Source organism: Pseudoalteromonas sp. SG44-1, from assembly GCF_014164315.1.
Taxonomy (GTDB): Bacteria; Pseudomonadota; Gammaproteobacteria; order Enterobacterales; family Alteromonadaceae; genus Pseudoalteromonas; species Pseudoalteromonas rhizosphaerae.
The window spans coordinates 1-12,543 of record NZ_JACJEW010000015.1 but is presented as its reverse complement, the minus strand read 5'-3'; the positions used below and the strand labels follow the sequence as shown (position 1 = coordinate 12,543).

Below are 12,543 nucleotides of genomic sequence, written 5' to 3'. Positions count from 1 at the left end.
AGGCAATCCTAATTAAATCATAGCAAAGCAAGTCGACACTGTTTTTCAACGTTTTTATAAACGTGAAGCGGACCAAATTGGTCGGTTTTTTATGCCTGAAATAAAGTGCTAAGCCATAAGCTTTGGCGAGAGCTTGAAGAAGGGTAGTAATGACGCTGCTTGGTGAATTATTAAATGACATTCAACTGGATTGAATGCCATTTAATAGAAAAACTATTTTTAATCAGCTTAGTCGATTAGACTCACTTTGCATTGGTAGGTATTATCACCCACTGAAAAACTGCCTTTGCCATTCCATTGGTTATCAACGCCAAAGCTTGCCGTAAAAGGTGACTGGTAACTACCAATTGCAGGTGGTGGAAAAGACACCACTGCTTGACCTGTTAGCGCGCCAACTTTAGTTACATCATTATAGCCAGTTGCATGCATATGGCCCGATGCGCTAGCGGTGAAATGAGGTGAATGCTGCGTTCCTTCTTGGATGCTGCCATTCGCTCGACCATTTAATGAACCTGTTTTTGGATCTACAGCAAACTGAATTTCCATAGAGCCACCACCAACAACACCAGATTGAAATTGTAATTTAACGAGATATAAGCTTTCATCAGACATTTTCTTGTTCCTTTTGTAGATTGCATTCGCACTGTTATATGGATACTAAGTAACCGAGTGAAATTGTAGAATGACCACCACAAAAGACATATTACAGCGTATTACATGAAGTTGAGTTTGAGGGCGTACAGGTTTTTTTATCGTTGTTTTTTAGAATAGGGGTTGCTTTTACAAAGTATTCGCTGATTAAACTAAATGTTCTTTTTAGTATTTCTTTTCGAAGCTAGCTACACTGGCAATAGTATTGTTGCGACTGCACCTTGGTGTTTTTCTTTATTCGCTAAGCTCAAACTACCATGATGCTGCTCTATCACGTTGCGACAAAAGCTTAGACCAATCCCTTGACCTTGTTGTTTAGTGGTGTAAAACGGCACGAATATGTTATCGGGGTTGGCAAGGCCTTGGCCGTTATCATCAATGGTGATGCAGCTTACTTTTCCTTGCTTATGCACACCTAATGTTATTTTAACGGGCGGGGTGCTTGCTTCGATGGCATTTTTTATTAGATTGATCATGACTTGATGAATAAACGTGCGGTCGGCCTTAAAAGTTGCGGCGTCTGTTACGCAGCTAAATGCAACGTCAGGGTATATTGCGCACACTTGTTTTAAAAATGTGTCGGTGTCTATTGCTACTATATTAAGTGCCAGTGGTTTATTTATATCGCCATAGCGCGTGACAAATTCATTAAGATAATTACAGCGCTCACTTATAACATTAAGTGCTTGTATTTGTCGTGGCTCGGTGAGCTTCACGGCGAGATTTTCAGCCATTGCAGTAACTGGTGTGAGTGAGTTGCGAATTTCGTGACCGAGTACGCGAATAATTTGCTGCCATGCTTGCAGTTGGCTTTCGCGAAGGGCTGAGGTGATGTCGATCATAACAATAAGTTGATGACAGCTGCCTTGCTCTATAAATTCACTGTGGCGTATTTGCCATTGCTGGGCTGTAATAACATCGCTAAATTGCCAATGTGCGTCTTGCTTTGTAAGCCCTAATTGTTCAGCGCTTGCATAGCGTAAGGTTTGCCATTGAGTCTGTTTAAATTCGCTAAACGCATTATTGGCATAACTGAGCTTATTATATTGATCGAGCACCATGATCGGCACATTAAAATGCTCAATTAATTGGTACACCAAAAAAATATGCTGATCGTATCGCGACTTCTTTTTAAATAACTCTTCACTTAACTCAATCAAGCTTTGTTGTAATTGGTGAATACTCCCCGCCTGATAGCTGGGCTTAACGAGCTGGTTATAATCTTCGTTTAAAATGGCATCTAGGTGGGCGTAATTGCGGTTAAAGCTGTTGATCACTTTTTTATAGGTACGAATAAACAGCTTAAGATAAATAGCTAAAAATAGGATTGAGATAACGGCAGAAGTAACAACAGATAAAGCAAAATATTGGCCAATAAAATAGCACCCCAACGCTGCTAAAGTGCTACTAAAAAATGCAAAGCCAATTAAACTGCGTTCCAGCGATGAGTGATAAAGACAACTAAGTGTCATACTGCTTTTCATACGGTAATCCTGTATTTTTCAAGGCGACGATACATAGAAGATTTACCTAAACCTAATAATTTAGCGGCGTTAGGAATATGGCCTTGGGTCTGCTTGAGGGCTAAATCAATTAATTGGCGCTCTGCGTGCTCTAGTGTCATTAGTGGTAATGTGTTATTGATTTGACTGCTGTGCAGGTTTAAGTCATCGGCGGTCAATGTGTCGGTTGTTGCTAACAATATTGCCCGTTCAATCACATGGCTTAGCTCGCGTACATTGCCCGGCCAAGTATAGTGGTTTAATTCCTGTTTAGCGCATTCACTCAATGTAAGTATGGTGCTTGAGTATTTTTTAGCATGTAAATTTATAAAGTGCTCGCACAAAGGCACTATATCTTCAATGCGTTCGCGTAGTGGCGGTATTACAAACTCCAAAGTGTTTATCCGATAGTATAAATCTTCTCTAAACTGGCCTTGTTTTATCAGTGTGGCAATATCGCCATTGGTGGCACTGATCAAGCGTACATTGGTTTTTTTAGTGTGACTCGCGCCAACCATCTCAAACTCTTGGCTTTCGAGTACCCGTAATAATTTTGCTTGTTGTGGTAGTGGTATATTGGCTATTTCGTCTAAAAATAAACTGCCGTTATCGGCCAGTTCAAAGCGGCCAATGCGCTCATTTTTAGCATCAGTAAACGCACCTTTTTTATGACCAAACATTTCGCTTTCAAATAACGATTCAACAATAGCCCCCATATTCACTGCAATAAACGGTTGTGTATGGCGCGTTGACTGCTGATGAAGCCATTGTGCTAATTGGCTCTTACCCGTACCATTTTCACCGGTTAGTAAAATGTTAGCATCGGTTTTAGCCACCTTAGCTAACTGACTTATCAGTTGTTGCATAGCGTGTGACTGATACACAAATGCAGGCGAGGCACGATCGTTAAGCTGTTGCAGCAACTTTTGATTTTGTTTGTTTAACTTTTTAAGTGTGAGTTGCTGATCGAGCAATTTTAATAAGCGCTGGTTTTGCCATGGCTTTTCAATAAAGTCACACGCACCGTGTTGCATAGCGCGAACCGCTAGATCTACGCTCGACCACGCAGTCATTGCGATGACAGGGATATCTAACTGTTGTTTATGTAAGTGCTGTAAAAACGCCAAACCTTCGTCACCTGATGTGGTGTCGCGGGTAAAATTCATATCGAGCAAAATAAGGTCAATCGCTTGGCTATCTTTAACTACTGCTTGCGCGCTAAAAGGTGAGTCGCATTCGAGCACTTGGTAGCCGTTATCTTCTAAAATAAAGCGCGCGCTTAGGCGGATTTCGGGGCTATCTTCAATGATCAAAATAGTGGCAGGCATAAACTTCCAAATAGGTGAATAAGCACAGGTTGATTGTAGCGTATAGCGATTTCTATGCCAGTGATTTTATTTTTGTATTTCAGCTTGTTAGCTATTTAAAGGTGATTTCAGTAGGTGTTCCAGTCCGATTACGGACTGCTTGCGTCCGATTTTGGGTTAGCGTGTCTGTCGAAGTGAAAGCCTTTAACTAGGGCCAGTCTCAAATTGATACTGAGGAGTCCGGTATCGCCGCTCAATAAGAATTTTTAAATAGTACATACTTGTAATTGTTTGTATTTATTGATTTTTAATGTTGGCACGTGTTTCGCTATAGCTTAGATATACAAAGCATAATGCGGTGCAATATGGACATAGTAAAAACAAAAGTAGTCAAGCAGTTATCGCTTTGGCATAAGCTAATTTTATTACTGGCTGTTATTTTAATTGTGGCAGTGATTTATCAGCGCAGCAGTCAAGTAGGTGTGTCAGTATCGCGCAGTAATATTATTATTAGTGATGTACGCCAAGGCGCGCTTGCGATTACGGTTACAGGTTATGGTGAACTTAAATCTGCGCAGCAGCAATTGCTTACGGCAAAAACGTTGGCCACTGTGCAGGCTATTTTATTAAAACCAGGCGCAATAGTGACCAGTGACTCAGTGATTGTGCAGTTAGCCAATCCAGCGCTTGAGCAACAGCTCGAAAATGCGCAGCAAGAACTTAATAAACTCAATGCTAACTTACGCCAGTTAAGATTAAACAATACTCGCGAGTTATTAAACGAGCGCTCTCATGTGGCGCAAAGCCATGCCGCTTACGAAAATGCCAAACTAAAATTAAAAGCTGAAACCAGTTTGGTTGAACAGGGCATAGTCTCAACGCTTAATTATCAGCGTAGCGTGTTAGACGAGCAACAACTTCGCCAGCAATTAGCAATAGCTAAGCAACGTTCAGAGCAACTAAAAGCCGTGCACATAGAATCTGAAAACATTCAGCTTGAGCAAATTAAACAGCAACAAGGGTTAGTAGTTATGGCACAAACACAATTGGCCAATCTATCTGTAGTAGCGGGAATGGATGGGGTATTACAGCGTTTACCGATTGAGCTTGGGCAAAGCGTAAATGCAGGGCAAGAAGTTGCGCTTATCGGCTCGGTTGATTCGTTAATTGCAATTATTCAAGTACCACAAAATCAAGTAGATGATATTCGGTTAGGGCAGCTCGCAGAAGTAGATACACGCCGCGGTGTTGTTATGGCAAAGGTGTCACGCATCAGCCCTGTGGTGAGTAATAATACAGTAGAGGTAGAGTTATCGTTGCCTAAAGAGCTCCCTGAAAATGTTCGGCCGCAATTAACCGTCGATGCCAATATTAAGGTCGCACAGCTAAAAGATGTTACTTATATCGAGCGCCCAGCAAACGTAAAACCGCACAGTGTAAGAGATCTGTATCAGGTAAACTCACAGCAGCAAAGCGCACACTTGGTTGATATCAAATTTGGTCGCGAGGCTGGGCGCTTTATCGAAATACTAAGCGGCGCACAGTTAGATCAGCAATTGATTATTTCAGATTTAACCAACCTTACTCGCAGCAATAGCGAAATTCTAATTAACTAATGAACAGGATAAAAATAATGACAGAGCAAAAAATAACGAACACCCAAGCCGATGTCGTATTAGCAATGAAAGGAATTAGTAAGGTATTTGAAACCCAAGAGTTACAAACCTATGCACTGCGTAGTATTGATTTGTGTATTTATCGCGGTGAATACTTGTCGATATCGGGGCCATCTGGCTGTGGTAAATCAACATTACTTTCATTATTGGGTTTACTTGATATGCCAACCAGCGGTGAATATTTAATTGACGGTAAAGACGTCTCTGCACTTTCGCTGAATCAGGCTGCTGAAACTCGCAATGCAAAAATAGGATTTATTTTTCAATCATTTAATTTAATTGATGAGTTAAGTGTGTTCGACAACGTGGCATTACCACTGCGTTATCACCACTATAAACCAAACAAGCAAATAATTGCTGAAAAAGTAAAAGCGTGCCTTGAAAAAGTAGGGCTTGGGCATCGTATGAGTCATAAACCTAACCAATTATCTGGTGGACAGCAGCAACGCGTGGCGATAGCCCGAGCGCTGGTGACTGAACCGGCAATATTATTAGTTGATGAGCCAACGGGTAATTTAGACTCAAAATCGGGAGATCAAGTTATGCATGTATTAAGTGAGCTACATGCAGCCGGCACCACTATTTGCATGGTGACACATGACCCGCGTTACTGTGATATGGCTACAAGGCAACTAAAGCTATTGGATGGTGAGATGCTAGGGGCTGTGGGTATAAAAGATCAGCTAAGTGCTTAAATAACCTGTTTAGTGAGAGTAAAATGGAATATCCAAAAATAATAAAACGTCAATGGCTATTAAGGGATAACTTAACGGAGTGCCATAATGACTTATAATTTAAAAAATGCATTACTTAATATAACTAATCATAAAGTTTACAGTTTAAGTGTTGTAGCGACGTTAAGTATTGTTTTAGCTGCATTAATTACTGTATTAACACTTGCCTATATTATGCTGTTAAAACCATTGCCATACCCTGAGCAAATGCGGTTAGTAAAAGCTGAATATGCTCAAATAGACCAAACCGGGGCGCTTAATACCCGCGCTTTTAATTACCCTGCACTGATTGATTTATATAAAAATCATAAATTATTTGAGCAAGCTGCGTTGGTGTATTACGGTGAACAACGCCTTGATGATGTAGCGGGCTTACCCATAGTAAACACCTCATTTGTTACCCCTCAGTGGTTTGAAATGTTTGCAATTAAGCTACATTTAGGACGAGGTTTTACGCAAACTGAAGCTCTTGATAGTTTTAACCCCGTTGCCGTTATAAGTTATCGAACATGGCAAAATGACTTTGCCAGTAAAGAAAACATAATAGGTCAAACACTTAGTGTGGGCGCTCAGCAATTCAAAATTATAGGTGTGGCTGCAGCCAACTTTAAATCGCCTGCACTTATCAAAACAGGGCAGGTCACTGACGTATGGTTGCCGTGGGATTATAATTTAACCTCTGCAGAGGCTAAACCATTTTGGTGGAACCGTTACTCGCGCAGCCATTTTGTGGCTAAATTACCAAGCGATGTAAGCATTGAGCAGGCGAGTAAAAGGTTATCGCAGTATGTGGATGATGTATGGCAACAGCATATTACGACCGAAGCATTCTTTGCAGGTTGGCATATCGAACTTGAGCTAAACACCTTGCAAACAGTAATATTAAAAGAGACACCGCAGAATATTTATTGGCTCATTTTAGCTGTAACGGGGTTGGTTATTATTGCCTGTGTAAACATTAGTAACGTGTTTATTGTAAGAACTGCAGCGCGTAAACACACATTAGCACTGAGTGCGGCGCTGGGCGCAACACGGTTTACTTTGTTTAAACAGTTTTGGCTGGAGGTTGCCTTACTAATAGCCTTAGCAAGTATAATAGGCCTTGCGTTAGCGGCGATTTTTTTAGCAACCTTAAGCGATTTTGCCATGGCAATATTACCGCGCGCCAATGAGCTTTCTATTAATGCAGTATCATTCCTTATCACACTGGTTAGCGGCTTAATATTAACGACGCTGTTCGCTTTTTTATGTACGCGAATAGTAAATTACCAACAACTGATAAGTAGTTTAAAGTCAGCAGGAAAAGGGACGACAGTGCAGGTGGGCAAGCGCGTATGGCAAGGCTTGGTCGCTTTTCAAGTAGCTGTAGCGTGTACATTATTGTTTATTAACTTTTTAGTTTTTAGCGTTAATAAAAGTAATATTGACGAGGCTTTCACACTGCCACTTGAGCAATTAACGAGTTTAAAGGTTAATGTAGCAAGCCATGTGGCGGCTGATAGAGACAAAGCAAATCAGCTATTAGAGCAAGTAGCTAACGAGCTTGCTTTACTGCCAGAGGTTAGGCAAGTAAGTCGTTCATCATCACCTATAAACGATAATTTAATTACTTGGTCATTGGTTGAGGTAGCAAGCAATCAAAACGTATTACCTTATGGTAAATCAGTTGATGAGCAGTATTTTTCATTACTTAAACAACCCGTATTACAAGGACGTGGTTTTACAAACGAGGATACTAAAAGTAATGCGAATGTTATTATTATTAATGATGTACTAGCAGAAAAATTATCAAATGATGGTAATGCATTGGGTATGCATTTGAGTTTTGATATAACTTCAGGGCGCGAAAATGATTTAGTAATAATAGGCATAGTTAAAACAATGCTTATACCGGGGAAAACGTCGCTTGAGCCTAAAGCTTATTTGACTCGTGCTGGTTATAATTCATTTATTATCGAGTTTAAAAATGCTCAGCACTTAACAAAAAATACGCTTAACACCTTATTACAATCTATTGATTCAGGCTTATCAGTTCATCAATTAGCGCCATTAAATGCACAGCGCGATACAGCACTGTTTCGTCAATATGTAGTATCGGCGACAACGCTGATGATCATTGCTGCCACTATTGCCTTAACCAGTATTGGTTTGATAGGTATTATGCGCTACTCAGTGTTATTAAGGCGTGCTGAAATTGGTATTCATTTGTGTGTTGGCGCAAAGCCACTGGCATTGTTTTTGTTAGTATTTAAGCAAAAGGGCAGCGCAATCGTAACGGGTATAATACTCAGTATTGCGTTATTGCTGGCTTTACAACAACCACTACAACTGATTGCGGATGGAGTACCGCAAATTATGCAGCTTGGTATGTTATTCATGACTTTATTGTTTGTAATTGGCCTTGGCGCACTGGCGTGTTATTTACCTTTAAGTGCCCAGCTAAAGCGCCCTGCAATTTACGGTGTACAAGGATCACAACAGTAAAGTGTGTAGTTTAGGAGGGACTGATTGAGTAAAAGGCTTAAATCAGCTCCTTCAACTAGCTCTTTTAAAAACACTTTATAAAATTTGGCACGTTGATAAGTTAATAATAATTATAAAGATGGTACGGGCTGAATGTTATTATCTGCAGTCTATACAACTAAAAATGCTACAACAGGGATTTCAGTCAATGATTGCAAAGTTAGATAATGCAAATGAGGCAGTCGCAAAGCAAATTTACACCACCTTTCAACGCTCTTATAAAATAGAAGCTGAATTAATAGGTACGCAGAATTTTCCGCCTTTATCGCGCACTGTTAATGACATACACAATTCGCAAACGCTTTTTTATGGATTTTATGACGATACTCAGCTTGCAGGGGTTATTGAACTGGTAATTATCAATGAGCGATTAGAAATTAATAGCTTAACGGTTGACCCAAAGCATTTTAGAAAAGGCATCGCCGATAAGTTAATCCGCTATGCGTTAACTAACTTTATTGAAACAGCATCAACAGCGATAGTTGAAACCGCAGTAGTTAACGAGCCCGCTATTAAGTTATATAAAAAGCATGACTTTGTTGAGTTTAAAAGATGGACGCCCGAACACGGTATTGAAAAGCTGGCCATGCTTCGAACTGGCATTGTTTGATTCAAAAGCCACAGTGTAAAAAACGTTGTAAATTCAATTTCTTTTCAATTATTAGTTTAACTAGCAAATACTTATCGAAAGGTAACCAACGGTTGTTATTTTGTTATGCCAATCACTTAAGTTTTACTGTTTACGCTTAACCAACCATATTTAAACATGATTTTTGAAATACAAATTTTATGTTTTAGATCACTAAATACTTAGTAACGATAGGTTACTGTATGTGGAGTATTTAATACGTACAAGGGTAGAGGTTACCTCTTCAAGCTCTCAAAACATAAGAGGTAGGTTGAGACGTTTCATTTTTCGAGAGGCATTATGAATTTAAAAAACACGACAACTCATTACAATACGCTCTCCATTGCTTTGCATTGGCTTATGTTCATATTGATAGTCGCTGTTTACGCAAGTATTGAACTGCGCGAATTATTCGACAAAGGGACTACAACCCGAGATGCCTTTAAAATGTGGCATTTTATGCTTGGTTTATCGGTTTTAGCTTTAGTAAGCGTTAGGCTAATTGCTCGCGTAGTGGGTGGCTCGGCTCCTGATATAAAACCAGAACCAGCTAAGTGGCAAAATAACCTGGCCAAACTAGTGCATGTTATTTTGTATGGTTTCATGTTTGCTATGCCTATTGCTGGATGGTTAATTTTGAGCACGGCAGGCAAACCAATTCCGTTTTTTGGTCTAGAGCTGCCGCCATTGGCCAGTAAAGATTTAGACTTGGCTAAAACCATCAAAGAGCTGCATGAAACCGCAGGGGAAGTTGGTTATTACTTGATTGGATTACATGCCGCCGCCGCCTTATTCCACCATTATGTTTTATCTGATAATACGGTTGCAAGAATGCGTTTGCCGAAAAAATAACAGCGAATAAAAATTTTAAAAAAGGGAGATTCAGTCTCCCTTTTTTAATTTTGCTACTTTCTGTTTGACTTAACGCTATTGCCACTTTGACGAAGTTCGGCTAAAAGTGATCACAGGAAATTGAAATTGACTAAATATAATAGCTAATTAAGTGCTCAAACTGTTGTTTGCGCACATATTCAAGGATATGTGCGGCGCGTGTATATTGTTTTATTTAGTTTTGCTTAAAGATAATAGAAAACTTAGTGATAGTAATACCTTAGCTAATTTGTTAAAACTATATAAAGTAAAAAATGAGCGTGGTCGTAGTAGAAAGATCCGCCCTTCGCGCACTATAAAATTGTTGAACTAAGCCGCTACGCGGAGATCCTATTCTGACCATTTGAGCCACACTTACCTTGGGGTTATCCCATAACTTGGAGGTAAGTCATGAATACACTCATTGAACAAGTCAAAACTGAAATAGCCTATCGAGGTTATTCGCAAAGTACATGTAAAAGCTACTGTGAACATTTACTTAAACTCAGTCACTATTTTAATAAACCGCTTGACTCGATTACGGATGACGAGCTTAACGCCTTTTTTAACGATCCCGCTATTCGTAAACTTTCTAGAGCAAGTCAGAAAATACAAATAAACAGTATTTGGTTCTTGTTTAAGAATATTTTACATCGGCCATTGAACTTAGATATTGCACTGCCAAAAGCGAAGTCGCGCGGACCTACCTATTTATCACGTGATGATATGCGGCGGCTGATAGAAAGCTGTACGGATGATATGCGACTAAAAACGTTAATAGTGGTTTGCTATGGGTGCGGTTTACGTATTGGCGAATTGTTACGTATCAAAGTGCAAGACATCGATGGCCAGCGTAAAACCATTTTAATTGAACAAGGTAAAGGGGATAAGTCACGGTATGTTGTAGTTTCAGATAGCGTACTAAACCAATTACGCAGTTACTGGAAAATGTATCACCCAACGGGTTGGATGTTTTACTCGCGATTGTTAATGGATAAACCTATGTCAGCATCGACCTTCAGGAAGCCATTGAGAAAACACGCACAAGCGTGTGGTTTAAAACACTGTAATCCACATGCACTACGCCATGCTTATGCAACACATCAACTTGAATCAGGAATGCCACTTCATCAATTGCAACATCAGCTTGGTCATAGTGATATTAAAACGACACAAAGTTACTTACACTGGTTACCTGAGTTAGGGCATGGCGGCATTGATTTGCTTGCGAGTTGGAGTAAACAATGAGCGCTTTGCACCTCGCTGATATTTTAAACTCAAATCTTGAGAATTATCGGCAACATCATACGATGAGCTATCAACAACTGCGTGTCTGTCAGCACCTTCAATCATGCAGAACAGGTCAGCTCGGTTATCAAGCATGGCAATGTGATAGCTGTGGGGAGTCGCAGCAGATTGGGTGTAGTTGTCGAGACCGTCACTGTCCGCGTTGCCAAGGCATGGCCACGGCTAAGTGGGTGCGAAGACAGCAAGAGGATTTATTACCGTGTCGGTATTTCCACCTTGTTTTTACGCTCCCTCATGAGTTGAATATCATTGCTCACTATAACCCAAGTGTGTTGTACCAGTGTTTGTTTAAAGCCGTATGGCAAACGCTGTGTAAATTTGCGAAACGAAAGATGCATGGCCAGTTAGGCATGACAAGCGTACTGCATACATGGGGGAAGAACTTAAGTCAGCATATCCACTTGCATTGTTTGATACCCGCAGGTGCACTTGAAAAAACGCACTGGCATGAAATAGAAAAAGACTATTTATACCCCGTAAAAGCGTTATCAACAGTCTTTAGAGGAAAAATGCTGGCGGCGCTCAATGAATGCGATAGTTCATTCGCGAAGATAAACACGCCAACCAAATGGTGCGTGTATAGCAAAGCCTGTTTAACGTACAGTGAAAAGCTAGTTAGTTACCTTGCTCGTTATACCCGAAAAGGCGTGATGTCAGAATCACGATTAGTGTCAGTGAATGAGCAGTCAGTGAGCTTTAAATATCGCGATTATGCAGATAACAACCGCGATAAAGTAATGACACTGAGTTGTGATGAATTTTTACGGCGCTACTTACAACATGTATTGCCGAAAGGGTTTATGCGCATTCGCCACTATGGTTTTTTAGCTAATGCGTGTCGTAAGCGAAAGTTAGCCCTGATAAGGGCTCATGTATCCACCGCATGCAAAGCGGTGAAGCCCAAAACAGAGCAAGAACCATTGATACCGTATTGGCCTTGTCAGTCATGTAAGGTTGGTATCTTACGGTTTATTGGTGTGATAACCTCAGATATTTCGACGAATGAAATAGTTCGAACGAGTTAGCAGCTTTGCTTGCTGCATTAAATCAATGAGTTAACCTGCTTAACTGCTCAGGCTACTCGCGATTGTGCGTGAGAAAAAGATCATTGCTTAACGGTGAAACATTAGGTTTAATAGGTGCATAATAAACGCTGAGTAACGCAGGGATAGCTTAGATACGATAGACACGCCAGTAAAGTTGGCTTGATATCGCTTAGGCCATAAAAAGCAAATTCCCATAGCATAAGTAACACCAACTCTGACACACCGAGCAGGTAGCGCCTCAGTCCAACAAGCGATTATGCAACACAAACTGCGTGTCGCATAAATACTAAAATGTTAG

At 40.3% G+C, this 12,543-nt stretch carries 10 protein-coding genes; 7 read left to right on the top strand and 3 right to left on the bottom strand.

Annotation, left to right across the window (positions count from 1 at the left end; all coding sequences use genetic code 11):
- Positions 1-228: 228 nt before the first annotated feature.
- The 3 genes from H5187_RS09125 to H5187_RS09115 all read right to left on the bottom strand — a co-directional run bounded on the left by H5187_RS09125 (position 229) and on the right by H5187_RS09115 (position 3,481).
- Positions 229-612, bottom strand: coding sequence for a DUF1842 domain-containing protein (locus H5187_RS09125; RefSeq protein WP_182719468.1), 384 nt, complete (start codon positions 610-612; stop codon positions 229-231).
- Between the two features lie 227 nt (positions 613-839).
- Complete coding sequence (locus H5187_RS09120; protein WP_259398885.1) at positions 840-2,135, bottom strand: PAS domain-containing sensor histidine kinase; 1,296 nt, start codon at positions 2,133-2,135, stop codon at positions 840-842.
- Positions 2,132-3,481: a sigma-54 dependent transcriptional regulator gene (locus H5187_RS09115; RefSeq protein WP_182768243.1), complete on the bottom strand. Its 1,350-nt coding sequence runs from the start codon at positions 3,479-3,481 to the stop codon at positions 2,132-2,134. The genes H5187_RS09120 and H5187_RS09115 overlap by 4 nt, the downstream gene beginning before the upstream one ends.
- A gap of 344 nt (positions 3,482-3,825) precedes the next feature.
- Here H5187_RS09115 and H5187_RS09110 point away from each other — a divergent pair, with 344 nt between their 5' ends.
- From H5187_RS09110 to H5187_RS09080, 7 genes are all read left to right on the top strand, one after another.
- The gene (locus H5187_RS09110; protein WP_182794632.1) at positions 3,826-5,076 is read left to right on the top strand and encodes an HlyD family secretion protein; all 1,251 of its coding nucleotides are present in this window, start codon (positions 3,826-3,828) and stop codon (positions 5,074-5,076) included.
- A gap of 17 nt (positions 5,077-5,093) precedes the next feature.
- Positions 5,094-5,831: an ABC transporter ATP-binding protein gene (locus H5187_RS09105; protein WP_182794633.1), complete on the top strand. Its 738-nt coding sequence runs from the start codon at positions 5,094-5,096 to the stop codon at positions 5,829-5,831.
- 87 nt (positions 5,832-5,918) lie between these two features.
- A complete protein-coding gene (locus tag H5187_RS09100) occupies positions 5,919-8,354 on the top strand; it encodes an ABC transporter permease (protein WP_182797798.1) in 2,436 nt (811 codons plus the stop codon).
- Positions 8,355-8,541: 187 nt separating this feature from the next.
- The gene (locus H5187_RS09095) at positions 8,542-9,003 is read left to right on the top strand and encodes a GNAT family N-acetyltransferase (protein WP_182761168.1); all 462 of its coding nucleotides are present in this window, start codon (positions 8,542-8,544) and stop codon (positions 9,001-9,003) included.
- Between the two features lie 318 nt (positions 9,004-9,321).
- Complete coding sequence (locus H5187_RS09090; protein WP_145235009.1) at positions 9,322-9,873, top strand: cytochrome b; 552 nt, start codon at positions 9,322-9,324, stop codon at positions 9,871-9,873.
- 429 nt (positions 9,874-10,302) lie between these two features.
- Positions 10,303-11,139 carry a tyrosine-type recombinase/integrase gene (locus tag H5187_RS09085; protein ID WP_182797797.1) on the top strand — a complete coding sequence of 279 codons (837 nt, stop codon included), beginning with the start codon at positions 10,303-10,305 and terminating at the stop codon, positions 11,137-11,139.
- Positions 11,136-12,224: an IS91 family transposase gene (locus tag H5187_RS09080; protein ID WP_182797796.1), complete on the top strand. Its 1,089-nt coding sequence runs from the start codon at positions 11,136-11,138 to the stop codon at positions 12,222-12,224. Before H5187_RS09085 ends, H5187_RS09080 begins: the two co-directional genes overlap by 4 nt.
- The last annotated feature ends 319 nt before the right edge of the window (positions 12,225-12,543 follow it).